We start from the raw sequence: 24,085 nt of genomic DNA, 5'->3' as shown, positions 1-24,085 counted from the left end.
GGAAGACGGGCTTTCATTTCGCACCTCCCACGCGGGCCGGCGGGCCGGAGCGGAAGACGCGCGGGGTGGGTGTCGGTGGGTCGACCAGCGGGGCGACGATCTGGCCGAGGCGGCGGCGGTTTTCCACCTGCTCGAGCACGGCGGGCGAGCAGCTGCCTTCGATGAAGTCGGCGCGGTGCAGCTCGCCGAACTTGAGGTCGAGGAACAGGCTGCCGGCGTCCAGCGCGTTGCGGTTGCTGCTGGTCACGAGCTGGCTGCCGGCGGGCAGCGTGGTCGGGTCCACGCGCAGCACCGAGGTGCGCGCGGGCAGGCCGCAGATGCTGTACTTGCCTTCGCTGTCGGAGACCAGGTGCGTGCCGTCCTGCAGGTACAGGCGCACGCCGGGGATGCCGACTTCCTCGGCGTCCTGGATGCGGTTGCGGTTGCAGTCCATGAACACCTTGCCCATCACGCAGGCTTCCTGGAAGAACACGCCGCCAGTGATGCGGATGCGGGCCTGCGCGCGGTTGGAGGTGACGGGCACGCCCCCCACCACACCCGCGGCCTGGGCTCGGTTGATGCCATCGCCCTGCTGGGCGCCGACACCGACGCGCACGCGGTAGGTCACGGTGACCGGCGTGTTGGCGGCGAAGTTGCCCAGCGCGAAGTTCAGCACCGGGCCGGGCGAGCCGGCCGGGTCGGCCACGACCACGCCGTCCTGCGCCACCGTGCCCGGGATCAGGCGCAGACCGGCCGGCAGGCTGTCGGTGATGACCACGTTGCTCGCCGCGCCGTTGGGGCTCTGCACGCGCAGCGTGTACTGCACCGAGTCACCGATCTCGACCACGTCGCGCAGCACCTGCTTCTGCAGGAACAGGCCGGCGCCGTTGAAGGGCTCCAGCGGGATGTGGTTGTGGATCAGGTCGGGCATGCCCGGCGCCAGGTTCAGGCGCAGGTAGTAGGTGGTGGGCTGGCCGATCGGCGGCGGGCCGGCCTGGGCCTGCACCAGGTAGGGCGAGGCGCCCGAGGGCGTGAACACGCCAGGGGCCGGCGGGATCGAGGCGATCGGCGTGGGCGCGTAGTTGGGCGCCGAGGCGCTCAGCGTGTACTCGCCGGTGGGCGCGCCCGGGGCCAGCAGGAACTGGTAGAAGCCCAGCGGCCCGGTGGTCATCTGCGCGCAGTTGCCCACGGCCACGTAGCTCGCGCCACCCACCAGCATGGTGGCGGGGTTGAAGCCGGCCGGGCCGCAGAAGCGCACCAGCGAGGCGTCGACCGGCGCGCGGGTGTTGGCGTCGTAGACCACGCCCGAGGGGTCGAGCGGCAGGTCCTGCTGCTGCAGGTTGGCGCCGGGCTGCAGCGAGACGGCCAGGTGGTCGCGCTCGCGGGCCAGGCGCGAGTTCGTGTCGGCGCCGCTGTTCTGCGGCGTGCCGTAGATGACGTTGTTGGCCGGGTCGCGGAAGTACACCTTGTAGTCGCCGGGCACCAGGCCGATCACGCCGTAGGCGCCGTCGGCCCCGGTGCGGAACAGGCTGCGGCCGTCGGGCATGCTCACGCAACCCTGCGCGCTGTTGGACGGCACCAGGCGGCAGGCCACGGCCTGGCCGTCGCTGCCGACCACTTCCACCGCCCAGTCGGGGATGGGCGTGTCATTGCCGTCGCGGCGGCGGTCGCCGTTGTTGTCGCGCCAGACGAAGCCCGAGAGCGCGGCGGGCAGCGAGGACAGCGGCACGCCGGTGGCGTCCAGGCCCGGGGTCTGGTACGGCGTCTGCGGCACGCTGCCCGGTGGGATCACGCCCGAGGGCGGCTGGCCCGGCCCGCCGGTGGGCGTGCCGTTGTCCACCGCGTCGGTGCGGATGCCGGTGGGGCCGGCCGTGGCCTGGTTGAAGCGCGTGGTGGTGGCGCCGGCCGTGACGATCACCGGGATGTCGACCGACACCCAGGCGCCTGCGGGCAGGTTCGCCGAGCCCAGCAGGTCACCGCCCGCGGTGCCGGTGAAGCCGGCGTTGGGCGTGAACACGCCGCCGTTGCCGCCGCCATGGGTGATGGCGGGCGCGCCGGCGCGGGTCATGAAGTCGGGCAGCGTGTCGCGCACGTCCACCGTGACCGGGTAGGCGCTGTCGTTCTGGTAGATCACCTGCCAGACCACCTCGGCACCGGGCGAGACGCCCAGGGCGGCGGCCGGCGAGACGATGCGAACGGACTTGTAGCCGCGCACGCCCTCGCCCTGCGTTTCACCGAAGTTCACCTGCAGCGCCGCGCCGGGCGTGGCGACGAAGCGCAGCGCGATGGTCTCCACGGCGCCACCGAGCGGACCCACGGTGCCGGCGCTGCCACCGGTCACGGGGCCGGGCGTGTTGGCCACGCTGGTGTAGCCCAGCGGCTGGGTCTGGCGCACGGTGTAGTTGCCCGGCGCCAGGCCGGTGAAGCTGTACTGGCCGCTGGCGTTGGTGGTGGTGTAGCGCGTGATGGCGTTGCCGAACGCGTCGGTGCCGACCAGGCCCAGGGTGCCGCCGGGCAGGCCCACGTCGGTGCCGCCGAACTGGCCGTCGAAGTCGCGGTCTTCGTAGACGCGGCCGGCGATCTGGATGTTGGCGACCAGCGGGAAGTTGTGGTGCGCCGTGCTCTGGTTCGCGGCCACGGCGATGTTGGCGATGGACGCGGGCGCCGCGCCCGGCGCGCTGGGCGTGCCGTTGGGCGCGCCCGCCAGCGTGCCGGCGCTGGTGATGCCGTGGGTGGTGCCCGTCGGCAGCGCCGGCATGAGCACGCGGTAGTTGCCCACCGGCAGGCCGCTGAAGCTGTAGGCGCCGCTGGCGTCGGTGGTGGTGGTGGCGATCAGCGCGTTGCTCGCCTGGTCGCGCAGCTCCAGGGGGCGGCCCGGCACCGGCTGGTCGTCGGGCGTGAACACGCCGCCGCTGTTGTCGGGGTCGAAGTAGACGACGCCCGAGATCTGGCTGCCCGGCAGGGTCTTGGTGAAGTGGTTGTCCACCGAGGCGGTCTTCACGCCGCTGAGGTCGATGCCGGTGATCGCGGGCACGGCCTGGGTGCCGCCGGCCGTGCCGCCGGTGCTGCCCGGCCAGGCCAGCGGCGCGGTGCTGTTGAGGAAGCCGGCCGGGGGCGCGCAGGTGGTGCAGGTGACCGTGTAGCTGGTGCCCGGCGGCACGCCGGTGAAGTTGTATTGGCCGCTGGCGTCGGTGGTGGTGGTGATCGACACCGGGTTGCCGTTGAGGTCGTTGCCGGTGAGTGTCAGCGTCTGCGGCACGTTGTTCGCGCCGCCCGCGCCGCTGCCCACGCCGGCATCGCTGCCGTTGAAGGCGCCGTCGCCGTTGCCGTCGGTGAAGATGCGGCCGCTGATGCTGCGGTCGTTGCCGATCTCGCCGAAGTTGTTGCCGGCCGAGCGCGCGTTGGGCGGCAGCACGATGCCGGCGATGCGGCTGGTGCCGGCCGGGATGCTGTAGGCCGGTGCGCCGTGGCTGATGGCGGGCGCGTTGTTCGAGGCCGTGCCGGCGGTGCCGGTGGCGCCGCCCGAGCCCAGGTCGTTGACCGTGCCGGCCGTGGGAATGCCGTTGACCGTGCCGGCGGGCTGCGCGCCCTGCGTGACCACGTAGCCCGGGCAGGTCGGGGCCGCCAGCGGGCTGCAGCTGGGCCGCAGGTCGGTGAAGCGGTAGCGGCCGCTGGCGTCGGTGGTGGTGGTCAGCGAGACCGGGTTGCCCCGGTCGTCCACGCCCACCAGCGTGATCTGCACGCCCGGCAGGCCGGGCTCGGTGCCGTTGGGCACGCCGTTGTGGTTGTCGTCGCGGTAGACCTGGCCAGCGATCTCGGACGCGCGCAGTTCACCGAAGTGGTTGCCCACCGAGCTGGCCACGTTGCCGCCGGCCGCGTCGAGCCGGATGCCGCTGCGCAGCGAGACCGCGTTGCTGCCGTCCACGCTGGGCGTGGCCACCTGGCCGGTGCCGCCCACCAGGCTGGCTTCGGCCGCGGTCGCGGCGCTCACGCGGGCCTGGTAACTGCGGCTCGAGGCGTTGAGCGCGCTCGACGGCGCGAGCGCGCTGCCGCCCACCGAGTCGCTGCCCGAGCGCAGGTAGCGCACGGTGTAGGCCGAGCCCAGGGTGGCGGAATCCACCAGGCCGCTGAACACGTAGAAGCCGCCCGCGTCGGTGGTGGTCTTCTGCAGCACCTGGCCGTCGCTGGCGCGCAGCAGGCTCACGGCCTGGCCGGCCAGCGGCGCTTCACCGGCGGTGAAGGCGCCGTCGTTGTTGGCATCGAGGTAGACGCGGCCGGAAATGGAACCCAGCGGGCTGACCACCAGCGGGGCCTCGGCCGGCGTGGGGTTGCTGCCCGCGTCGGTGCGCAGCGCGCCGGCCAGGATGCGGTTGGGGTAGGTGCCGGCCACGCTGGCCGTGACGTTCACCGAGATCGTGCAGCCGCCGGGCGGGATGCTCGCGCCGCTGGCGTAGCGCACCAGCGCCGTGCCGGCCGCGGCCGTGACCGAGCCGGTGCTGCAGGTGCCGCCGATGGCGGGCGTGGGCGCGACCAGCACGCCGGCCGGCAGCGTGTCGTCCAGCGCCTGCGCCAGCGTCTGGGCCGCCGGGTTGGCGTTGCCCAGCGTGATGGTCAGGCGGGACACGCCGTTGGGCGAGATGCTCGGCGGCACGAAGGCCTTCACCACCGTGGGCGGCTCCAGCACGCGCACCGGCGCGCTCGCCGGGTCGGGGTTGCTGACCCCCTCGTTGCTGGTGATCGCACCGGCGGGGATGGTGTTGGTGTACAGGCCCGGCACGTTGGAGACGGTGTCGAAGGCGAAGCTGCACGAGCCCCCGGCCGGCACGGTGGCGCCGGCGATCTGGGCGCTGTCGGCCGAGGCGACGGCGCTCACCGTGCCCCCCGCGCAGGTGGTCGAGGCGTTGGGCACCTGGGCCACGAACAGGCCGGTGGGCAGCGGATCGCGCAGCACGACACCGGTCAGGGCCTGGGCGGCGTTGGGGTTGCTGATGGTCACCGTGAGGCGGTTGGCCACGCCAGGTGCCACGGTGCCCTGCGCGAACGCCTTGGCGATGGTGGGTGGCTGCAGCACGTGCAGCGTGGCGCTGGGGCCGGGCTGCGGGTTGGTCACCGCGCCGTCGTTGGCGATCACGGTGCCGCCCGGCATGGTGTTGACGTAGGCGCCCGCGACCGGCACGACCACGTTGACGCGCACCTCGCAGACGCTGGGGCCGACGGGCAGCTGCGCGCCCCGGAACGAGACCTTGTCACCGACGGCGGTGATCACCGCGCCCGCGCAGGTGGTGCTGACATTGGCCGGGCTGGCCACGACCATGCCGGCGGGCAGGTGGTCGGTGGTGGAGATGTTGGTGAGCGGCTGCGGCAGCGAGTTGCGCACCTGGATCACCAGGCGCGCGGGCTGGCCCGCCGCCACGGCGGAGGGCTCGAAGTGTTTCTCCACGCCCATGCCCGCGAGCGCGCCGAGGTTGGCGGTGAAGGGGCTGGCGTTGGTCACGCCCTGGGTGTTGGTGATGGCCCCGGCCGGCAGGGTGTTGTTGAGCGTGCCGACGACGCTGGAGGTGATGTCCGCCGAGACCGTGCAGCTCGCGTTGCCCGCGAGCGTGCCGCCGCTCAGGCGCACCACGCGCGTGCCGGTCACGGCCTCCACGCGGCCGCCCGGGCAGGTGGTGGCGGCGTTGGGCACCACGCCGACCACCATGCCGGCGGGCATGTTGTCGGCCACCGCGAGCTCGGTCAGCGCGGTGGCGGTGGTGTTGTCGATGACGATGGTCAGGCGCGAGACGCTGCCAGGCCCGGCGATGGAGGTGGGCGCGAAGCTCTTGGTCAGGTTCACGCGGCTGGTGACCTTGTTGAGCGTGGCCGTGGTGGTGCCGGTGCTGGCCACGCCGCCGTCGGCCGTGACGGCGCCGGGCGCGAGCGTGTTCACCGACGGTGTGCCGCTGGTGCTCAGCACGTCGAACAGGAAGTCGCAGCTGGTGCCGCCGGCGATGGTGGCGCCGCTGATCGAGGCGGTGCTGCCGCCGTCGGGCGCGTTGAGCACCACCGGGCCGGCGCAGGTCGTGCTGGCCTTGGCCGGGGTCGCGAGCGTGAGGCCGGTGCCGGCCAGCGGGTCGGTGGCGCGCACGCCGGTGAGCTGGCCGTTGCCGGTGTTGCCCAGCGTGATGCGCACGCGGCTGGTGCCACCCACCTGCACCGGGTTGGTCAGGAAGGTCTTGGCCACGGTCAGCGCGGGCAGGTACTCCAGCGTGGCGGAGGTGGCGTTGAGGTTGCGCACCGTGGTGCCGGGCACGTTCGCCACCGTGCCGGTGGCGCTGACGGTGGCGGCCGCGTTGCTGCCGTTGTAGGCCGGGATGCTGTTGGTGTGCACGCCGATCGTGCCGCCGACCACGTTCACGCGCACGCTGCACTGGCCGGGCGAGAAGGGGCTGGTGCCCGCGCGCGCCGGCAGGCTGCCGCCGCTGAGCGAGAAGGACGTGTCGCCCGGGTTGGCGCTGACGCTGCCGCCGCAGGTGGTGGTGGCGTTGGCCGGGTCGGCCACGCGCAGACCGGCGGGCAGGCTGTCGCTGAAGGCGAGGCCGGCGAGCGCCGAAAAGTTGTTGTTGGTCAGCTCGATCTGCGCCACCGAGGGCGCGCCCTGGAAACGCTGGCGCGCGGTCACGCCGTCGAAGGTCTTGGTGACCACCAGCGGGTTGACCGCCGTGAGGCTCACCGCGCCCGAACTGCCCGTGACCGTGCCGTTGCCGGCGCTGAAGCTGCTGTTGGTGAGCGTGGCGCCCGGCACGGCGTTGGCCGGCACGCGCGCGGTGAAGCTCACCACGCAGGTGGTGCCGCCCGGTGCGGCGCCGGGGAAGTTGAAGCTGAAACCCGGCGTGGTGGCCAGCGGCGTGGGCATGGGCACGCCGCCGGCGAAGCTGCAGCCGCCGCTGATGACGGGCGTGATGCCGCCGGTGGTGGCGTCCACGTAGACCATGCCCGCCGGCAGGGTGTCGGTGAAGTTCACGCTGGTCTGCGGCGTGAGGCTGAACGAAGTGACCGCCACCGAGAAGAGCGCCACGTCGCCGGGCGCCACGGTGGTCGGGGTGATCGCCTTGGCGACCGTGAGCGCGTTGTCGCGCACCTCGATCGGCGCCGAGCTCGCGGGCGAGGTGAAACCCTGGGTGTTGCTCACCGCGCCGCTGGGCAGCGCGTTGGTGTGGGTGCCGGTGGTGGTCGAGGTGACGTTGAACTGGACGCGGCATTCGCCGCCGGCGGCGATCTCGGCACCCGCGAGCACGAAGCCCTGGCCCCCGGGCCCGGCGACCAGGCTCGCGCCCGCGCCGCAACCGCTGAGCTGGGCCGCGCCGATGGCGCCCGAGTTGGTCAGCGCGGCCGGCCAGCGCGCGCCCACGGTGGTGTCGCTCAGGCCGACGCCGGTGAGCGCGGCGGCGCTGTTGTTGCCGATGCGCACGGTCATCAGCGAGTCGGCGCCCGCCGTCAGCGGCGTGACCGAGAAGCCCTTGGCCACCGTGATCGGGCTGTTGACGGTGATGTTGGTGGTGTCCGCGGGCGAGGTCAGGCCACGCGTGTTGCCCACGGCGCCGGCGGGCAGGCTGTTGACGTCGGCCAGCGAGGCGGTGGCGGCCGGCAGCACGCCGCGCACGGTGAATTGCAGCTGGCAGGTGCCGGGTGAGCCGGCGGGAATCGCGCCGCCGGTGAGGGTGACGCTGCTGGCCGTGAAACCCGCCGTGCTGCCGCAGGTGTTGGAGACCACGCCGGTGACCTGCAGGTTGGAAGGCAGGTTGTCGGTGAAGCTGGTCAGCGGGATGTTGTACGCGCTGTTGGGGTTGCTCAGCGTGATGGTCGCGGTGCGCGAGAGGCCCTGGGTGAGCGTGGCGCCGCCCAGGTTCTTGGACACCGTGGGGTTCCTGAGTTCGGTGACCGACACGCTTTGCGTCGCCGCCGAGACCGCCGCGGGCGAGAGGTCGCCGGGGTTGATGACGTTGTCCCAGATGTCTCCGCCGTCGTAGGAGGTGAGGTCCACCGAGATCGTGCAGCTGCCGTCCACGCCGCCGACGTGGGGCGGGATGGTGAAGCCGCTGACCTGGAGCCGGTCGACGCCGCCGGGGCCCGCGCCGAGGTTGATCGACGCGCCGGCGCAGGTGCTCGTGGGGGCCACGTAGCCCGGATGGCCGGCGGGATAGAACCGCAGCTGCGGCGGCAGGGTGTTGGTCAGCGCGGCGTTGTCTTCCTGCGTGTCGCTGTTGCTGATGGTGATGGTCAGTCGCGTGCGGTCGCCCACCGCGATCGTGCTGGCGCTCACCGCCTGGCTCACCACCAGCGTGGCCTGGGCCGCGCCCACCGAGAACACCGTGGCCGCCGCCCACAGGCCGAGCGCGCGAACGGGCCGGCCGAACGCGCGCAGGAAGGCTGGCGAACGCGCAGGCGCGCCCTCACCCGTGGCCTGGCCACGTGCAAAAAATCGAAGCATGTTTTTTCCCTCTGAGTGGCACGCGAACGACCGTCGCGTGTCCCTTGGGGCGCCCGGCCCGGTGGACCTGAAACGCCATCGCACGGCGGCGCATGGACCGGGGCCCAGGCACTTCAATGCATTTGGTTACAGGTGCGCACTGTATCGGGGCGTGCAGCTTGTTACAAATTCACGACTGAATTAGTGCGTTAAAAGTCATGACTTTGAAAAAGTGCTGTAGGAAAAAACATGCCTGAGCATGAATTCAATTGTTAAAAGATTGTTGTTTTTATTGTGTTTTTTGAAATACCATCCAAATTTTGGACAAATTTTCAGCTCTATATTCGATAGCAGCCGCGAGCACTCACTCACTTATATTAGTTAACAATTAGTTAAAAGATTGTTAAAAATCAATCCGACGAACGGTTGGGAGGGATTGCACGGCGTTTCGCCATGAAAAAAGCGCCGAGAGACCCTCACGGCGCCTCGGCGCGGCCACCCACTGGCGTGGGCCTCGGCGCGGCGCCCGGCCCTAGGCCTCGCTGTGCCGGGCGAGGAAGGCGTGCAGGGCCGCCGCCCCCGCGCCGGGCGGCGCATCGCCGGCCGTGCAGAGCAGCAGGCGCCGCGTGGCCCAGGCATCGCCGAGCGGGCGCACCACCACGCGCTCGTTCGCCAGGCGCAGCGCCGTGGCCTGCGGCACCACCGCCACGCCCACGCCCTCGCCCACCAGCTGCATCACCGCGTCCAGCCCGCGCACCCGCACCCGGTGGTGCAGGCCCCGGCCATGCTGCAAGGCCTGGTCGTGCAGCAGGCGGCTCAGGCCGCTCTCCACCGGCAGCCCGACGAAGGGGCGGTCCAGCAAGTCCACGAAAGGCAGCGGTCGGCGCGTGGCGCGCGCGCCCTGCCGGGGCAGCACCGCCACCAGCCGGTCTTCGCGGAAGACCCGGGTGGCCAGGCCTTCGGTGCCCACGTGGTCGGACACGATGCCGATGTCGGCCTGCTCCTGGCGCATGCCGAGCAGCGCGTCGAGGCTGCTGAGTTCGCGCAGGTCGACGTCGATGTCCGGGTGCTCGACCAGGAAGCGGCCGAGCAGCCCCGGCAGGTGCTCGGTCATGGCGGCGGTGTTGCAGATCACTCGCACCGTGCTGCGCACGCCGTGGGCATGGGCCGCCATGTCGGCGTGCAGCGCTTCCATGCCGCGCTGCAGGCGCGCCGCGTGCAGCAGCAAGGTGCGGCCGGCGTCGGTGGTGCGCACGCCCTGTTTGGAGCGCCGCAGCAGGGTGGCGCCGAGCGCGTGCTCCAGCTGCTGCAGCCGCGTGCTCGCCGCGGCCAGCGAGAGGTGGATGTGGCGCGCCCCGGCGGTGATGGAGCCGTGCTCCACGACGGCGGCGAACAGGCGCAGGTCGAACGGGTCGATGCGGTAGGTGGGCGCGGCGCGGGGGGCGGTCATGGGCGATCCTCCGGAATCGGCGAAGGATACCTCTGGCGATGCGCGATGGACAGACCGGGCCCCGGACCGCACCATGCCGACCCATGGACCTCTTGCTGCTCGGGCTGATCGCCGTCGTTTTTCTGGCCGCTGGCGCGGTCAAGGGCATTTCCGGCATGGGCCTGCCGACCTTCTCCGTCGCGCTGCTCGGCCTGTTCATGCCCGCCGCCACCGCGGCCACGCTGATGCTGCTGCCTTCGCTGTTGACGAACATCGCCCAATGCATCGGGCCGCACGCCCGTGCCCTGGCGCGCCGCCTGTGGCCCATGTGGCTGATGCTGGCGGCGGCCACGGTGTTCAGCCCGCTGCCCGATCTGGGCAGCGCCGGCGCGGGCGCGCGCCTCACCCTGGGCACGGTGCTGGTGGTTTACGGCCTGTGGGGCCTGGCCAGGGCGGCCCTGCCCGATCCAGGCCGCTTCGCGCGCCCGCTGGGCGGCGTGGCGGGCGCGCTCTCGGGCCTGCTCACCGCCGCCACCGGGGTGTTCGTGATGCCCATGGTGCCGTACCTGCAGTCGCTGCGGCTGGAGAAGGACGTGATGATCCAGGCCCTGGGCCTGAGTTTCCTGGTGGCCACGCTGGCCCTGGCGTTGCGGCTCGGGCCGCTGGCCGTGCTCAGCGGCGCGGCGGTGCCGCTGGCGGGCCACGCCATCGCGCTGGGGGCGGCCTTCACCGGGCTCTGGCTCGGCTCGGTGCTGCGCCGGCGCCTGCCGCTGCTGGTGTTCCAGCGCGCGCTCTACAGCGTGTTCATCGCCCTGGGTGCGCTGATGCTGGCGCGCGCCCTGTAGGGACCCCGATGCCGCCCGGCCCCGACGCGCTGGCCCTGGCCGAGGCCCTGGAGCGGGCCTACCGGCTGGCGCTGGCGGTGGAGGCGCTCGCGGCCGGGCCGACGGCCTCGGAAGGCCAGGCGATCTCGGTGATGGCCACGGAATTGCTCGGCGTGCTGGACCAGGCCCGGGCGTCGATGCTGCGGCCCAACACCAGCAGCCGCACCGGCTGGTGAAAGCCCGCGCTGTTCGCGGCCAGGGTCTGCACGGCCTCGCTCAGCGCGGCCCCGTCCAGGTCGGGCTCGGCCACCATCAGCGTGGCGCGGCGCGGCCGGAAGGCGCGCAGGGCCTGCGGTTCGCCGATCAGGTAACCGGCGTCCCAGGGGTCCGAGGGTTGGCGCTGGCGCCACCACATCGCGTCCTGGCCCTTCACGCGCAGGCGCAGCAGCAGGCCCGCGAGCGCACCACCGGCGGCGGCGAGCTGCTCGCTGCCGTCGAGCCGGCGCGAGAACGCCTCGACCAGCCCGGCCCGCTCGGCCGCTGGCCCCTGCGCCAGCGTGGCCAGCGCAAAGCGCGCGCCAGTGAAGCACCACGCCTGCAGGGCCGCCCAGGTGGCGGGGGCCAGGGCATGGCGAGCCCCAGACCCCTCGGCGATGGGCCGGGTGGACTCGACACGCATCACCGCGCCGTCGAAACGGGCCAGCAGCAGGCCGGCGCGCGCGGCCAGCGACGCAGAGGACGGGCGTGGCGGCGTCATGGCGCGGGCGACTGGGCCAGGAAGAAACGCAGCATCTCGGCCGAGGCGTCGGGGCCGCTGCCGTCGGTGTACGAACCCGACGCATGCCCGCCCGACCAGGCATGGCCGGCGCCGTGCAGGGTCCACCACTCCACCCAGGGCCGGCCCGCCGCGTCGGCGTGCACGGTGCGGGTGTAGCGCCGGCCACCGGGCACGGTGGCCGTCTCGGTGTGGACGTGCAGGCCTTGCGGGCCGTGGGCCTGGGCGGCGTGTTCGACGACGCGCTCGCCATTGCGCGCCTGCACGGTGTGGTCGCGGTCGCCATGGAAGACGATGGTGGGCACGGCCCGCCCGGTGGGCGGCGGCGCGGCCGCGCCCCGCCCCTTCATCGCGGCCAGCGCCGAGGGGATGTCGCTCGCGCTGCGGTAGGGCAGGCCCGAATGCACGCCCACGGCGGCGAACAGATCGGGGTGCGTCTCGCCCAGGATCACCGCCATTGCCGCGCCGGCCGGGCGGCCGAGAGGCCGGCCACGAAGATGCGGCGCGGGTCCACCGCGTGCTCGGCCGCCACGGCCCGCACGATGCCCGCGATGAGCGCGGGCTCGCCGCCCTCGCGCCCCTGGTCCTCGGCGCGGAACCAGTTCCAGCAGCGCGATGGGTTGGCGCCCGCGGGCTGCTCGGGGTAGACCACCAGACAACCTTGGGCGTCGGCCAGGCGGTTCATCTGCGTGCCGGCGGCGAAGTCGTCCGCCGACTGCGTGCAGCCATGCAGCATCACCACCAGCGGCAGGGGCGCGGCGCTGGCCGCGCCGGCGCGCGCGGCGGGCAGGTAGAGCTTGTAGTCGCGCGACCCGGTGGGATGGGTGAAGCGGCGGCGCAGGAACTGGCCCTCGCCCGGGTCGCGTGCGACGACGTCGATGACCTCGGCGCCCGCAGCTGCCGTGGGGGACGGGGCCGGGCGGCGCGGCGCGAACACGTCGGCCAGACCGGCGCCCGCCAGCGCTTGGCGGATGGTGTCGGTGACCCCCTGCAACGGGCCCGGGCGACCGTCCAGCCCGGCGCGGGCCAGGGCCTGCTCAATGGTGTGCTGCACGCTCACCGGGATCGTGGGATGGGGGGTCATGGGCGCTTTCGAAGGAGGAAGACAGAGGAAAAAAACCGGTTCAGACGGTGCGGTCGGCCAGCGCGCGGCGCACCGCGGCGCTGGCGTGGAAGGCGCCGAGCACCGAGACCGACTCGATCGCGGCGCGCGCGAGCTCGGGCGTGACGTCGTCGTCGATGCGCGCCAGGCCCACGACCTGCACGCGCAGGCGCTCGCCCGCCGCCACGGCGCGCTCGAGATCGGCCCGGCCGAGGTGCTGCAGGCCCAAAGTGAGGGTGCGGCGCGCGACGGTCTGCCGCAAGGTGTCGCCGTGCTGGGTCAGCAGGTTGCGCACCGCCGTGCGGACCAGGTCGGACCGATTCGAATAGAAACCTTCCTGCACCAGCAGGTCCACCTGGCCAAGATCGACCACGCCGAGGTTCACGGTCATCTTTTCGGAGTCCCCGATGCGGGGCTTGGGTTCGAGGGTTCGGTCGGTCATTTCACCATCCATATGGATTCCATATGGATGGCATTTAAACAGCTTTCCAAGGGTGGCGCAATCGGCCCCATACTTTGAGCACCCTTTTTCTCCCCTCAGCGCCCATGCCACCTTCCAACGAAGCGCCACCGGCCCAGACGCCCGAGCCGCCCCGCCCCAGCCCGCCGTCCATGTCGCCGGTCTCCGGTTCGCTCATGCTGCGCGTGCTGCTGGGGGCGGTGACGGTCGCCTTCATCTGGATCCTGCTGCCCTTCTACGGCACCATCCTCTGGGGCGCGATCATCGCGCTGCTGTTCGCCCCGCTGAACCGCTGGCTGCTGCCGCGCATGGGCCAGCGCCGCAACCTCGCGGCGCTGACCACCATGCTGGCCGCCGTGGTGATCGTGGTGCTGCCCACGGTGCTGGTGGCCGCCTCGCTGACGCGCGAGGCCAGCCAGCTCTACGCCCGCATCGAGTCGGGCGAGATCAAGCCCGCGCAGTGGCTGCGCGGCGTGTTCAACGCCCTGCCCGACTGGCTCACCGACCTGCTCGCGCGCTTCGGCCTGGGCAATTTCGACCTGATCCAGCGCAAGCTCACGCAGGCGCTCACGCAGGGCAGCCAGTTCATCGCCACGCAGACCTTCAACCTGGGGCAGGACATGCTGGGCCTGGTGATCGGCCTGTTCATCGCGCTCTACCTGGCCTTCTTCCTGGTGCGCGACGGCGGCTCCCTCGTGCGCTCGATCCGCCTGGCGATCCCCCTGCCGCCCGACGACAAGCAGGAGCTGCTGGAGCAGTTCGGCACCGTGCTGCGCGCCACCGTGAAGGGCAACCTCGTGGTCGCGCTGGTGCAGGGCGCGCTGGGTGGCCTGGCGTTCTGGGTGCTGGGCGTGAACGCCGCGCTGCTGTGGGCGGTGCTGATGGCGGTGCTCTCGCTGCTGCCGGCGGTGGGCGCGGGCCTGGTCTGGGGCCCGGTGGCGATCTGGCTGTTCGCCACCGGCGAGGTCTGGCAGGCCGTGGGCCTGGCGCTGTACGGCGTGCTGGTGATCGGCCTGGTCGACAACGTGCTGCGCCCGCTGCTGGTCGGCAAGGACACCGGCATGCCGGACTACCTGGTGCTGATCAGCACGGTGGGCGGCATCGCGGTCATGGGCATCAACGGTTTCGTGATCGGTCCGGTGATCGCCGCGATGTTCGTGGCGGTCTGGGACATCCAGACCGCGACCCGGGTGCGCGCGCGCGCGGCCGCCTTCGGCATCGACACCACGGAGCCCGCCGCCCCACCCGCCATCGCGCCGCCCGCCCCGCCCATTGACACCGGCGGCGAACCGCGCTGACCCTGCAGCCCATGAACAAAAAACTCGCGCTCTGCATCGCCACGCTGCTGCCGTGGCTGGCCGCCTGCTCCACCACCACGCCCACACCGCCCGCGAGCGAGCGCTCACCCATCATGTGCACGCAGGATGTGCTGCAGTGCCCCGACGGCCGCTTCGTCGGCCGCACACCGCCGGGATGCGTCTTCGTCTGCGCCGCCAACACGGCCCCGGCCGCGCGCTGACATGCCCTGGCGCCACCCGCGCCTGAGCCTTCTGGTGGCCGCACTCGCCTGGTTCGGCCTGGGCCTGCAGCTGTGGCTCTCGCTGCGGCTGGTCGTCGCGCAAGGTGGCACGCCCCTGGGCGGACTGGTGGTCTACCTCGGTTATTTCACGGTGCTCACCAACCTGCTGGTGGCCGTGAGCCTGAGCTTGGCGCTTTGGCGGCCGGGCAACGCCGCCGGGCGCTGGTTCCGGCGGCCCGGGGTCGCCACGGCGGTGGCCGTGAACATCGCGCTGGTGGGCCTCACCTACCACCTGCTGCTGCGCCACGTGTGGGATCCGCAGGGCCTGCAGAAGCTGGCCGACATCACCCTGCACTACGCCGTGCCGCTGCTGGGCGTGCTGCACTGGTGGCTGGCGGTGCCGCCCGCCCACATGGCCTGGCGCGCGCCGCTGGCCTGGGCCGCCTGGCCGCTGGCCTACCTGGGCTACGCGCTGCTGCGCGGCCTCTGGCTCGGGACCTACCCCTACCCGTTCATCGACGTGGCCACGCTGGGTTACCCACGCACCCTGCTGAACGCGCTGGGCCTGCTGGTGGTGTTCCTGCTGGTGGGTCTGGCCTTCGTGGCGGTCGCCCGCGGGCGGCTCAGGCGATCGCCGCGCTGAGCAGGCACTGCACCAGCGGGTGCTGCACCTTGCGCGCGGTGCCGATCGCATAAAAATGCTCCTGCACCCCGTCGCAGGGCGCGACCCAGGCCAGGCCATAGGCCTGCGCGAGCTGCTCGCGCATGCGCTCGGCGGCCGGCAGCACGCCCATGCCCGAGGCGCCGAAGGTGGCCAACAGCGCGCTGTCCTCGAACTCGCCCACCACGCGCGGCGCCACCCGCTGGCGCTCGAACCACTGGTCGATGCGCAGGCGCACCGAGGACTGCGCCGTGGGCAGCAGCACCGGCACCTGCGACAGGCCGCGCGGAAAGTCGCTCCGCGCCTGGGCCAGCAGGGCCGGGGGCGCGTACCAGCCCAGGGGCGAGGCGCCCAGCGCGTGGCTGTACAGCTTGAGGTTGGGGTTGGCCGGCGCGGGCCGGTCGGACAGCACCACGTCGAGCCGGTGCAGCGCGAGCGCGGCCAGCAGGTCGTCGAAGCTGTCCTCGTGGCAGAGCAGGCGCAGGTTCGCTTCGGTCAGCACCGGCGCGAGCAGCTCGCGCACCGCCAGTTTGGGCAGGCCGTCGGAGATGCCCACCACCAGGCGCACCCGCTGCTGGCTGGCGGCATCGCTCACCGCGCCACGCAGCTGTTCGCCGAGCGAGAAGATCTGCTCGGCCAGCGCCAGCGCGGTCTGCCCGGCCTCGGTGAGCGCCAGGCCGCGCCCGGCCGGCTTGAACAGCGCGTGGCCGAGCGACTGCTCCAGCTGGCGCACCTGCGCGCTCACGGTCTGCACCGCCATGCCCAGGCGGGCCGCCGCGTGCGACATGCCGCCCTCCTTGGCCGTGACCCAGAAGTAATACAGGTGCTTGTAGTTGAGTTCCGGATCCATGCTTCGTATTTTTAGGATATTGCTTCTCTGATTTGCTGCTTTTTGCGAAGTTCAAAACTGCGTATCGTCGAGGCTTTCCCTCTCCAAGGACATCGACGCCCATGCGCACCTATCCCACCAACAGCCCGCAGGCGGCCGCGCGCCTGCTGGCCATGGCCCTGGTGGCCGACGGCAACTACTCGTTGACCGAAATCCGCGCGCTCGACCGCATCCGCGCCTCGCGCCGGCTGGGCCTGAGCGCCAGAGCCCTCAAGACCGTGCTCGACCACTTCTGCGAGGACCTGCTGGCCGCCGCCCAGGGCCGCTGGAGCGGCTCGGCCGACATGGACGACGCCCTGCGCCAGCAGCTGCTGGGCGAGGTGCGCGACCCCGCCCTGCGCACGCTGGTGGTGGACCTGTGCCAGGCCATCGTGCAGGCCGACGGCCACGAGGCCGATGGCGAAGCCGCCCTGCTGGACACCTTCACCCGGGCCTGGCGGCAGCAGCCGGCGACCCGCCGGGTCGCCTGGTCGGTGGGAGCCCTGTCATGAAGCCGCTCATCTGGGGGGTGTTCGGCCTGCTGGCCCTGTGCTGGACCGGCCTGGCCGCGGCCTCGGTGCAGATCACCGAATGGCTGCTGACCCTGGTGGGCACGAGCCAAGCGACCGACCTGGCCACCGCCGCGGGCCAATGGCCGGTGCCCGACTGGCTGGCCCTGTGGGTCGATCCGGCCTGGGTGAAAACCATGCAGGGCGCGTGGCTGGGCCTGGTGCAGTGGCTGGGCCAGGTTCTGCCCTCGGGCAGCGGCCTGATGGCCTGGGTCACGCCCCTGGTGTGGATCGCCTGGGCGCTGGGCCTGTTGTGCCTGCTGGTGCCGGCGATCGCGCTGCACTGGCTGGCCGGCCGCCTGAAGCTGCCGCCGCGACCCGTCAGGGGCTGAGCCCCCGGGCGCGGCGCGCCGAAACCACAGCAGCGTGCGCAATGCACGGACCGGGGAGAAACGGGCCGGCGCGTCACGAGGGAAGTGAGGACCGACCCCTAAAATCGGCCCACACTTCCCTGGACGCACACCTTGACGCCCAACACCACCCCCGCGCCGACCGATGCCTGCCCGCTCTATGTGGACCTGGACGGCACGCTCACGCGCAGCGACACCCTGCACGAATCGGCCATGCTGTTCGTGCGCGCCAACCCGCTGAACCTGCTGCGCATGCTCACCTGGCTCCCGCTGGGCAAGGCCGGCTTCAAGCAGCGGCTGGCCAGCGCGGTGCGGCCCGACCCCGCGCGCCTGCCCTACAACGAGCCCTTCGTTCAGTACCTGCGCGACGAACACGCGCGCGGCCGGCCCCTGGTGCTCGCCAGCGCGGCCGACGCGCGCATCGTGCAGGACGTGGCCTCGCACCTGGCCGTGTTCGACGACAGCCTGGGCACCAACGCGCAGGCCGACGGCATCAACCTCAGCCGCGGCAACAAGCGCGCGGCGATCGACGCCCACGCCCGCGCCCAGGGGCACGGCAGCTGGGCCTACGCCGGCAACAGCCGCGACGACCTCGACGTGTGGGCCGGCAGCGCCGAGGCGGTGGCGGTGAACGCCCCGAGCGGCGTGGTGGCCTCGCTGCAGCGCACGCACCCGCAGGCGCGGGTGTTCGAACGCGAGCCGCTGAGCCTCAAGACCGTGTTGCGCGCGATCCGGCTCAAGCAATGGTCCAAGAACGGCCTGCTGTTCATCCCGCTGCTGGCGGCGCACTCGCTGGACCCGGCGCTCTGGGGCGCGGTCTTCCTCGCCTTCATCGCCTTCGGCCTGTGCGCCTCGGCCACCTACCTGGTCAACGACCTGCTGGACCTGCCCAACGACCGCGCGCACCGCATCAAGCGCAACCGCCCGCTGGCCTCGGGGGCCATCGGCATCACCACCGCCGTGGGGCTGGGCGCGGTCATGCTGGTGCTGGCCTTCGTGCTGGCCTTCGCGGTCTCGATCGGCTTTGCCGTGATGCTGCTGGCCTACACCGTGACCACGCTCGCCTACTCGATGTACCTCAAGCGGCTGGCGCTGATCGACGTGCTGGTGCTCTCGGGCCTGTACACGCTGCGCATCGGCGCGGGCGCGGTGGCCTCGGGGGTGGACTTGTCCAACTGGCTGCTGGCGATCTCGATCTTCCTGTTCCTGAGCCTGGCGCTGGTCAAGCGCTGCGCCGAGCTCGAAGAGCTGGCGGACGACCGCAGCACGCTCGCGCCCGGCCGGGGCTACCAGCCGCGCGACCTGGCCTCGCTGCGCGCCATGGGCATGTCCAGCGGCTTCATGGCGGTGCTGGTGCTCACGCTCTACATCGACAGCCAGAACAGCCAGAAGCTCTACGCCCACGCCGACTGGCTGTGGGCCGCCGCGCCCGTGCTGCTGCTGTGGGTCATGCGCATCTGGCTCAAGACCGGGCGGCGCGAGCTGCACGGCGAGGACCCGCTGCAGTTCGCGCTGAAAGACCCGTTCAGCTGGGCCACGCTGCTCGTGATGGGCGGCATCGGCTTCGTGGCCACCGTCGGTTTCTGAACCCAGGACACCCCCTCCCATGAAATCCATCGCCCTGGGCCTGGCCCTGTTCTGCGTGCTGCTGTCTTCGGCCGCGCAAATCGCCATGAAGCGCGGCATGGGCGCGCCCAGCGCCGCCGCCGACGTCGGCGGCACCTACCTGCAGGCGCTCAGCAGCCCGCTGGTGTGGGTCGGCCTGATGCTCTACGGCGCCAGCGCCGTGCTCTGGCTGTGGGTGCTCTCGCGGCTGGACGTGAGCGTGGCCTACCCGCTGGTGAGCCTGGGCTTCGTGGTCACGCTCGCGCTGGGCGTGCTCTGGCTCGGCGAACCCTTCTCGTGGCTGCGCGTGGCCGGCTGCACGCTGATCGTGGTGGGCGTGAGCCTGCTCGCCCTGGACGCCTGACCCCCTGACCATGCACGCTTCCGAGTTTTCCGCCCACACCTCGCGCCAGATCTTCTGGGTCGCGTTCGCCGCCACCCTGCTGCTCAAGCTGGTCATCGCCGCCGGTTTCCCCATCACCGGCGATGAGGCCTTCTTCTACCAGTGGGGCGTGTTCCCGTCCTGGGGCTACTCCGACCACCCGCCCATGGTGGGCTGGCTGATCGCGGCGCTGCGCCAGATCAGCGACCACCCGCTGGCGCTGCGCAGCTTCACGCTGCTGCTCACCAGCCTCATCGCGCTCGGCGTGGTGGACCTGCTGCGCCGCTTCCTGCCCGAAGACCGCGAGGCCAGCGCCTGGCTGGCGGGCGCGGTCTACCTGGCGATGCCCTGGTCGTGGATGTTCGTGCTGGTGACCACCGACACGCCGCTGATCTTCTTCATGGTGCTCTCGGCCTGGTGCTACCTGCGCGCCGACACCAGCGCGCAGCGCGCCAGCGTGCCCTGGTACGCGCTGGCCGGCGCCTTCCTCGGCCTGGCCTTCCTCTCCAAGTACTTCGCGGCGCTGCTGGGCTTCGCCTACGCGGCGCACTGCTTCGGCTGGCGGCGCGAACGCTGGTGGGCCCCGTTCCTCATCTTCGTGCTCGCCCTGCCCTCGATCGCGCTCAACATCGCCTTCAACGCCACGCACGGCTGGAGCAACGTGATGTTCAACGTGTTCAACCGCAACGAAGGCTCGGCCTGGTCGTTCGAGACCTTCGGTGTGTACCTCGCGATGGCGCTCTACCTGCTCACGCCCTGGCTGCTGTGGCGCGCCGCCGCCGCGCGCGTGGCGCCCGGCGTCTCGCCCACCACCTCCCGCACCCTGGCCGTGCTGTGGCTGTTCCCGCTGATCCTGTTCGCGCTGCTGAGCACGCGCCGCACCATCGGCCTGCACTGGGTGCTGGGCTTCGTGCCGCTGTTCGTGGTCTGGGCCGGCCTGCGGCTGGATCCGCGCGCGCTGCGCCGTTGCCTCACGTGGACGGTGGCGCTCTCGGTGCCCCACCTGCTCGTGGTCGCCGCCATCGCCTGGGCGCCGCTCGCCTGGTGGCAGCCCTTCAAGATCTACGACCGCGCGGTCTTCCTGCGCGAAACCGCCGCCGTGGTCGCCGCGCTGGAGAAAGACCTGCCGGCGGGCGCCACCCTCATGGGCCGCACCTACAACCCGGCGGCCATGCTCGCCTTCCACCACAAGCAATACGTGCCCGTCTTCGGCGTGGGCAAACACCATGCGCGGCAGGACGACCAGATCATCGACTTCCGCCGGTACGACGGCCAACCCATCCGCGTGTTCCTCTACGACGAACCCCAGCTGGCGGACTTCGAACCCTACTTCGAGCGCGTGAGCGCCAAACGTTTCGAGGTGGACGGCGTCGCCTTCTACGCCGTCGATGGCCAAGGCTTCAAATACCAGCCCTTCCACGACACCGTGCTCGCCGAAGTCGCGCGCGAATTCCACGACATCCCGACATGGCTGCCCATCCTCGGCAGCCCCTTCTGCGAGCGCTACGGGTTCAAGCACTGCTCGCCAGGCCGCTGAAGCAACAGAACGAATGAGGGGGAGCCCGCCCCCCGATTCCGATCCCGCCTGTGCCGTGTGGCCGGGCCGAGACCCGGCTCGCCACGAAAGAAAAACCTTACATCAGGAGAGCGCAAACGGAACCCGAGGCGCCACCGCGCACATCAACTCATAGCTGATGGTGCCCGCGGAAGAAGCCACCTCATCGATCGGCAGCACCTCGCCGGAAGACGACGAGGCCCGCCCCCACAACACCACCTCCGCCCCGATCCCCGCGGACGGAGCGGAAGAAAGATCCACCGTGATCATGTCCATGCTCACCCGCCCGATCAGGCGCGTGCGCACCCCATCCACCAGCACCGGCGTGCCCGTGGGCGCGTGCCGCGGATAACCATCCGCATAACCACAGGCCACCACCCCGATGCGCATCGGCCCCTCGGCCGTGAACGTCGAGCCGTAGCCCACGGCATCGCCGGCCTGCAGCGTCTGCGTGCCGATCACCCGGCTGGACAGCGTCATGGCCGGTTGCAGGTCCCAATCGCTCACCCGCTTTTCGGGGAAATCGGGCGCGCTGCCGTACAGCGCGATGCCCTCGCGCACCCAGTCGGCCGACAGGCTCTGCGCGCCGCGCAGCGCCAGCTTCGCGTGGCGCAGGATGGCCGCGCTGTTGCACAGCGTGCGCTCGCCGGGCAGGTCGGCGGTGGCGGCCTCGAACGCGGCCACCTGGTGCGCGATGCCGCGCGCGCCGTCGGCGTCGCTGAAGTGCGTCATGAGCGAGATCTCGTCCACCTGCGGCAGCGCGTTGAGCCGCGCCCAGGCGCTGCGGAAGGCCGCGGGCGTGAACCCCAGGCGGTTCATGCCGCTGTTGAGCTTGAGAAAAATGCGGTGCGGCACCTGCGTCTTGTGCGCGGCCAGCCAGTCGACCTGCTCGGTGCAGTGCACCGTGTGCCACAGGTGCAGGCGCGAGCACAGCTCCAGGTCGCGCGGCTCGAACACGCCTTCGAGCAAATGGATGGGGCCGCGCCAGTCGAGCGCGCGCAGGCGCTCGGCCTCGGCCAGGTCCAGCAGGGCAAAACCGTCGGCGCTGCGCAGCGCGTCGAAGCAGCGCTCGATGCCATGGCCGTAGGCATTGGCCTTGACCACGGCCCACACGCGCGCATCGGGCGCGAAGTGGCGCGCGCGCGCCAGGTTGTGCTGCAGGGCGTCGGCATGGACGGTGGCAAGGATGGGACGGGGCATGGCGGCAGGGTGCGGTCTTCGTCGAGGGAGCGTGCGGGAAGTCGCGGGTTGGACTGCCGGGTGAAAACCCGGTGGAACCCGCCCCGGTATTTTCAGGGTGGCGTGCTATAACCCGGCATCGTCTGGAGACCCGTCAACTGTCGCACAAAAAAGGCCGGTGCATCGGCTCAGCTCCCCCTGGCTGAAACGCCCCGGCACACAAAATCATCTCCATGAAGCGCGGCTTCTACACCATCATGACGGCGCAGTTCTTCAGTTCGCTGGCGGACAACGCGCTGTTCGTGGCCGCGATCGAACTGCTCCGCACGCGCGGCGCACCCGAGTGGCAGAGCGCCGCCCTGGTGCCGCTCTTCGCCCTGTTCTACGTGGTGCTCGCGCCCTTCGTCGGCGCCTTCGCGGACGCCAGGCCCAAGGGCCAGGTCATGTTCATCAGCAACGCCATCAAGGTCGCGGGCTGTCTGCTGATGCTCGCGGGCGTGCACCCGCTGCTGGCCTACACCCTGGTGGGCCTGGGCGCGGCGGCCTACTCGCCGGCCAAGTACGGCATCCTCACCGAGCTGCTGCCGCCCTCGCAGCTGGTCAAGGCCAACGGCTGGATCGAGGGCCTCACGATCGCCTCCATCATCCTGGGCGTGCTGCTCGGCGGCCAGCTGGTGAGCCCCTGGATCTCTGCCCGGCTGCTGGCCCTCGACCTGCCCGGCATCCACCATGCGGCCGAAGCGGCGGTGGCCGCGCTCGTGTTGGTGTACGCGCTGGCGGCCTGGTTCAACACGCGCATTCCGCTCACCGGCGTGACGCCGCGGCCCATGCCGAAGAACCCGCTGGCCCTGCTGCCCGATTTCTGGCGCTGCAACAGCCGCCTGTGGCGCGACCGCCTGGGCCAGATCTCGCTGGCCACCACCACGCTGTTCTGGGGCGTCTCGGGCAACCTGCGCTACATCGTGCTGGCCTGGGCCGGCGCCGCGCTGGGCTATGGCACCACCCAGGCCTCGTCGCTGGTGGGCGTGGTGGCGCTGGGCACCGCCGTGGGCGCGGTGGTCGCGTCGATGCGCATGCGGCTGGACCAGGCCACGCGCGTGATGCCGCTGGGCATCGCCATGGGGGTGCTGGTGATCCTGATGAACTTCATCGACAACGTCTGGGTGGCCGCGCCCTTCCTGGTGCTGCTGGGCGGCCTGGGCGGTTTCCTGGTGGTGCCGATGAACGCGCTGCTGCAGCACCGGGGCCACAACCTGATGGGCGCGGGCCGCTCGATCGCGGTGCAGAACTTCAACGAGCAGGCCTGCATCCTGAGCCTGGGCGCGCTTTACAGCTTCTCCACCGGCATGGGCTGGTCGGCGTTCGCGGCCATCACGGCCTTCGGCGTGCTGGTGGCTGGCTGCATGGCGCTGATCGCGCTGTGGCACCGCCACAACCAGCGCACGCACCCGCACGAACTGGAACGCCTGCTGGAAATCGCCCGCCGCGACGACCTGCACGGTTGAGGCGCAACGCGCGAAGTGACGCCCGTCCAGAAACACCGCGGAACCGGCTTTGCCGGGCCGCTGGTGTTGCCCCCTGGAGGGGGTCGCGCGAAGCGCGGCGGGGGTGCTTCCTAAAACCCAACGTTGGTGGGCGCGAAACCGTTGAGGCTCACCAGGCGGTGCTGGGCCAGCACCTTGTAGAGCTCGGCCTCGCCCACGGAGCGTGAGAGGTAGGCGTCGCTGCCGGCCAGACCGGCTTTCATGCGGTCCATGCTGCCCGCGGTGGGCGCGAACATGATCACCACCGGTGCGCCCTTGGGGCCCTTGGTCTGCTTGGCGGCGCGGCAGATGTGGTTGGCGTCGGGCTCACCCTTGAGGCGGTCGATCGCCACCACGCGGTAGGCATGGGCCTTGAGCATCACCAGCGCCTGCGCGCCTTCGCGCGACCAGTCCACCGTCAGGCCGTACTTCTTGAAGCGCTTGAGCAGGATGCGCCCTTCCACCAGGCTCTCGGCGACCAGCAGCATGTCGCCGCGCGGCACGTCGGGCGCGGGCGCGGCCTTGTCGGCGCTGAGGCGGGACTTGGGTGAGCGGGTGCGGGGCGCGGCCGGCGCGGGCAGGTCTTCGAGGCTGCCGAAGTCGGTCATGCGCATCACGCCAGGGCGTGCGGCCGGCGCGGGCGCTGGCACGGCGCTGCCGCGCGCGGGAGCAGCAGCAACCACCTCGCCGCGCACCAGCGGCCGCGTGGGCGGAAACTCGGTGTCGGGCGAGCGGCGCCGGCCGACGCGCGCGGCCGGCGCCACAGCAGGCAGCGGCAGCAAGGCCCCATAGGGCTGGGTCAGGGCAAAACCCCGGTCGGCCCCCGCGCCGGGCGCGACCTGGGGCGGGTGCTGGGGGG

18 protein-coding genes and 1 pseudogene are annotated in these 24,085 nt (G+C 71.7%); 10 read left to right on the top strand and 9 right to left on the bottom strand.

Annotation, left to right across the window (positions count from 1 at the left end; all coding sequences use genetic code 11):
* Positions 1-13 precede the first annotated feature (13 nt).
* Together AC3WPZ_RS10755 and AC3WPZ_RS10750 are read right to left on the bottom strand one after the other, a co-directional pair.
* A complete protein-coding gene (locus AC3WPZ_RS10755) occupies positions 14-8,446 on the bottom strand; it encodes a DUF7933 domain-containing protein (protein ID WP_492439501.1) in 8,433 nt (2,810 codons plus the stop codon).
* A gap of 511 nt (positions 8,447-8,957) precedes the next feature.
* Complete coding sequence (locus AC3WPZ_RS10750) at positions 8,958-9,875, bottom strand: LysR family transcriptional regulator (protein WP_444687940.1); 918 nt, start codon at positions 9,873-9,875, stop codon at positions 8,958-8,960.
* Between the two features lie 83 nt (positions 9,876-9,958).
* Between AC3WPZ_RS10750 and AC3WPZ_RS10745 the strand changes: the two genes are divergently transcribed.
* On the top strand, positions 9,959-10,699 hold the full coding sequence (locus AC3WPZ_RS10745) for a sulfite exporter TauE/SafE family protein (protein WP_492439498.1): 741 nt from the start codon (positions 9,959-9,961) through the stop codon (positions 10,697-10,699).
* A gap of 58 nt (positions 10,700-10,757) precedes the next feature.
* Here AC3WPZ_RS10745 and AC3WPZ_RS10740 read toward each other — a convergent pair whose 3' ends face one another.
* Genes AC3WPZ_RS10740 through AC3WPZ_RS10725 form a run of 4 tightly spaced genes read right to left on the bottom strand, consistent with a single transcriptional unit; the run spans position 10,758 to position 12,997 of the window.
* Entirely contained in the window at positions 10,758-11,435 is a 678-nt protein-coding gene (locus tag AC3WPZ_RS10740) for a hypothetical protein (protein WP_492439496.1), read from the bottom strand.
* Positions 11,432-11,911, bottom strand: coding sequence for a CE1 family esterase (locus AC3WPZ_RS10735; RefSeq protein WP_492439494.1), 480 nt, complete (start codon positions 11,909-11,911; stop codon positions 11,432-11,434). The genes AC3WPZ_RS10740 and AC3WPZ_RS10735 overlap by 4 nt, the downstream gene beginning before the upstream one ends.
* The gene (locus AC3WPZ_RS10730) at positions 11,902-12,537 is read right to left on the bottom strand and encodes an extracellular catalytic domain type 1 short-chain-length polyhydroxyalkanoate depolymerase (RefSeq protein ID WP_492439492.1); all 636 of its coding nucleotides are present in this window, start codon (positions 12,535-12,537) and stop codon (positions 11,902-11,904) included. The genes AC3WPZ_RS10735 and AC3WPZ_RS10730 overlap by 10 nt, the downstream gene beginning before the upstream one ends.
* A 40-nt stretch (positions 12,538-12,577) precedes the next feature.
* On the bottom strand, positions 12,578-12,997 hold the full coding sequence (locus AC3WPZ_RS10725; protein WP_382322760.1) for a CopG family transcriptional regulator: 420 nt from the start codon (positions 12,995-12,997) through the stop codon (positions 12,578-12,580).
* A gap of 170 nt (positions 12,998-13,167) precedes the next feature.
* Here AC3WPZ_RS10725 and AC3WPZ_RS10720 point away from each other — a divergent pair, with 170 nt between their 5' ends.
* From AC3WPZ_RS10720 to AC3WPZ_RS10710, 3 genes are read left to right on the top strand one after another with little or no spacing between them, the layout of a single operon-like run.
* Positions 13,168-14,313: an AI-2E family transporter gene (locus tag AC3WPZ_RS10720; RefSeq protein ID WP_444688141.1), complete on the top strand. Its 1,146-nt coding sequence runs from the start codon at positions 13,168-13,170 to the stop codon at positions 14,311-14,313.
* 11 nt (positions 14,314-14,324) lie between these two features.
* Positions 14,325-14,534: a hypothetical protein gene (locus AC3WPZ_RS10715; RefSeq protein ID WP_382322759.1), complete on the top strand. Its 210-nt coding sequence runs from the start codon at positions 14,325-14,327 to the stop codon at positions 14,532-14,534.
* Position 14,535: 1 nt separating this feature from the next.
* Positions 14,536-15,177 (top strand): Pr6Pr family membrane protein, encoded by a 642-nt coding sequence (locus AC3WPZ_RS10710; RefSeq protein ID WP_492439490.1) that lies wholly within the window; start codon positions 14,536-14,538, stop codon positions 15,175-15,177.
* Here AC3WPZ_RS10710 and AC3WPZ_RS10705 read toward each other — a convergent pair.
* The gene (locus AC3WPZ_RS10705; protein ID WP_492434641.1) at positions 15,158-16,045 is read right to left on the bottom strand and encodes a LysR family transcriptional regulator; all 888 of its coding nucleotides are present in this window, start codon (positions 16,043-16,045) and stop codon (positions 15,158-15,160) included. The two genes, AC3WPZ_RS10710 and AC3WPZ_RS10705, sit on opposite strands and share 20 nt — an antisense overlap.
* A gap of 101 nt (positions 16,046-16,146) precedes the next feature.
* Here AC3WPZ_RS10705 and AC3WPZ_RS10700 point away from each other — a divergent pair, with 101 nt between their 5' ends.
* The 5 genes from AC3WPZ_RS10700 to AC3WPZ_RS10680 all read left to right on the top strand — a co-directional run bounded on the left by AC3WPZ_RS10700 (position 16,147) and on the right by AC3WPZ_RS10680 (position 20,506).
* Entirely contained in the window at positions 16,147-16,575 is a 429-nt protein-coding gene (locus AC3WPZ_RS10700) for a tellurite resistance TerB family protein (protein ID WP_444687934.1), read from the top strand.
* Entirely contained in the window at positions 16,572-16,964 is a 393-nt protein-coding gene (locus AC3WPZ_RS10695) for a hypothetical protein (protein ID WP_492439488.1), read from the top strand. Before AC3WPZ_RS10700 ends, AC3WPZ_RS10695 begins: the two co-directional genes overlap by 4 nt.
* Before the next feature lie 132 nt (positions 16,965-17,096).
* Positions 17,097-18,569, top strand: coding sequence for a UbiA family prenyltransferase (locus tag AC3WPZ_RS10690; protein WP_444687933.1), 1,473 nt, complete (start codon positions 17,097-17,099; stop codon positions 18,567-18,569).
* A 19-nt stretch (positions 18,570-18,588) separates the two neighbouring features.
* The gene (locus AC3WPZ_RS10685; RefSeq protein ID WP_382163338.1) at positions 18,589-18,951 is read left to right on the top strand and encodes an SMR family transporter; all 363 of its coding nucleotides are present in this window, start codon (positions 18,589-18,591) and stop codon (positions 18,949-18,951) included.
* A gap of 10 nt (positions 18,952-18,961) precedes the next feature.
* Positions 18,962-20,506: an ArnT family glycosyltransferase gene (locus AC3WPZ_RS10680; RefSeq protein WP_492439486.1), complete on the top strand. Its 1,545-nt coding sequence runs from the start codon at positions 18,962-18,964 to the stop codon at positions 20,504-20,506.
* 102 nt (positions 20,507-20,608) lie between these two features.
* Here the strand turns inward: AC3WPZ_RS10680 and alr are convergent, their stop codons facing one another.
* The gene (gene alr / locus AC3WPZ_RS10675) at positions 20,609-21,724 is read right to left on the bottom strand and encodes an alanine racemase (RefSeq protein WP_492439484.1); all 1,116 of its coding nucleotides are present in this window, start codon (positions 21,722-21,724) and stop codon (positions 20,609-20,611) included.
* Between the two features lie 212 nt (positions 21,725-21,936).
* On the opposite strand from alr, the gene lplT reads away from it, so the two are divergent.
* Positions 21,937-23,208, top strand: coding sequence for a lysophospholipid transporter LplT (gene lplT / locus AC3WPZ_RS10670; protein WP_492439482.1), 1,272 nt, complete (start codon positions 21,937-21,939; stop codon positions 23,206-23,208).
* Positions 23,209-23,318: 110 nt separating this feature from the next.
* Here the strand turns inward: lplT and AC3WPZ_RS10665 are convergent.
* Positions 23,319-24,085: pseudogene (locus AC3WPZ_RS10665) on the bottom strand (hypothetical protein); the annotation flags it as partial.

Source organism: Hydrogenophaga sp. FW305-3-2-15-A-LB1 (assembly GCF_058787875.1).
This window is presented reverse-complemented; position numbering and strand designations above follow the sequence as displayed.

Excerpts from the sequence above, each read along its gene's own strand:
- AC3WPZ_RS10755 (WP_492439501.1), bottom strand. The coding sequence starts at position 8,446 with ATGCTTCGATTTTTTGCACGTGGCCAGGCCACGGGTGAGGGCGCGCCT.
- AC3WPZ_RS10750 (WP_444687940.1), bottom strand. The coding sequence starts at position 9,875 with ATGACCGCCCCCCGCGCCGCGCCCACCTACCGCATCGACCCGTTCGAC.
- AC3WPZ_RS10745 (WP_492439498.1), top strand. The coding sequence starts at position 9,959 with ATGGACCTCTTGCTGCTCGGGCTGATCGCCGTCGTTTTTCTGGCCGCT.
- AC3WPZ_RS10740 (WP_492439496.1), bottom strand. The coding sequence starts at position 11,435 with ATGACGCCGCCACGCCCGTCCTCTGCGTCGCTGGCCGCGCGCGCCGGC.
- AC3WPZ_RS10735 (WP_492439494.1), bottom strand. The coding sequence starts at position 11,911 with ATGGCGGTGATCCTGGGCGAGACGCACCCCGATCTGTTCGCCGCCGTG.
- AC3WPZ_RS10730 (WP_492439492.1), bottom strand. The coding sequence starts at position 12,537 with ATGACCCCCCATCCCACGATCCCGGTGAGCGTGCAGCACACCATTGAG.
- AC3WPZ_RS10725 (WP_382322760.1), bottom strand. The coding sequence starts at position 12,997 with ATGACCGACCGAACCCTCGAACCCAAGCCCCGCATCGGGGACTCCGAA.
- AC3WPZ_RS10720 (WP_444688141.1), top strand. The coding sequence starts at position 13,168 with ATGTCGCCGGTCTCCGGTTCGCTCATGCTGCGCGTGCTGCTGGGGGCG.
- AC3WPZ_RS10715 (WP_382322759.1), top strand. The coding sequence starts at position 14,325 with ATGAACAAAAAACTCGCGCTCTGCATCGCCACGCTGCTGCCGTGGCTG.
- AC3WPZ_RS10710 (WP_492439490.1), top strand. The coding sequence starts at position 14,536 with ATGCCCTGGCGCCACCCGCGCCTGAGCCTTCTGGTGGCCGCACTCGCC.
- AC3WPZ_RS10705 (WP_492434641.1), bottom strand. The coding sequence starts at position 16,045 with ATGGATCCGGAACTCAACTACAAGCACCTGTATTACTTCTGGGTCACG.
- AC3WPZ_RS10700 (WP_444687934.1), top strand. The coding sequence starts at position 16,147 with ATGCGCACCTATCCCACCAACAGCCCGCAGGCGGCCGCGCGCCTGCTG.
- AC3WPZ_RS10695 (WP_492439488.1), top strand. The coding sequence starts at position 16,572 with ATGAAGCCGCTCATCTGGGGGGTGTTCGGCCTGCTGGCCCTGTGCTGG.
- AC3WPZ_RS10685 (WP_382163338.1), top strand. The coding sequence starts at position 18,589 with ATGAAATCCATCGCCCTGGGCCTGGCCCTGTTCTGCGTGCTGCTGTCT.
- AC3WPZ_RS10680 (WP_492439486.1), top strand. The coding sequence starts at position 18,962 with ATGCACGCTTCCGAGTTTTCCGCCCACACCTCGCGCCAGATCTTCTGG.
- alr (WP_492439484.1), bottom strand. The coding sequence starts at position 21,724 with ATGCCCCGTCCCATCCTTGCCACCGTCCATGCCGACGCCCTGCAGCAC.
- lplT (WP_492439482.1), top strand. The coding sequence starts at position 21,937 with ATGAAGCGCGGCTTCTACACCATCATGACGGCGCAGTTCTTCAGTTCG.